Source organism: Halomonas sp. ND22Bw (genome assembly GCF_003011945.1).
GTDB classification, from domain to species: domain Bacteria; phylum Pseudomonadota; class Gammaproteobacteria; order Pseudomonadales; family Halomonadaceae; genus Halomonas; species Halomonas halophila.
Genome location: NZ_PXWD01001707.1, coordinates 1 through 239, shown reverse-complemented (window position 1 = coordinate 239; position 239 = coordinate 1). Strand labels below are relative to the sequence as shown.

The following is a 239-nucleotide window of genomic DNA, read 5'->3' as shown; positions in this document are numbered from 1 at the left end:
GAACGAGTTGATGACGATCGCGTAGTCGTCGTAGCGGAGCGCGGTTTCGGTGGGCAGGCCGTAGGAGAGCCCGTGATAGATCTCGTCGGAGAAGAAGCGCACGCCGAGCCCGCGCGCCGTGGCGCAGAGATCGGCGAGGCGCTCGGGCTCGATCACCGTTCCGGAGGGATTGGCCGGGCTCATCACCAGGATGCCGGCGAGCGCCTCCCGCGCGTGCAGATCGCGCAGGGCCGCGCCCG

General features: G+C 69.9%; 1 protein-coding gene. It reads right to left on the bottom strand.

The genetic code is table 11. From position 1 onward, the window contains the following. Window positions 1-239: aminotransferase class I/II-fold pyridoxal phosphate-dependent enzyme (locus CVH10_RS24105; protein WP_146143393.1), on the bottom strand; the 239-nt coding region annotated here is incomplete at both ends.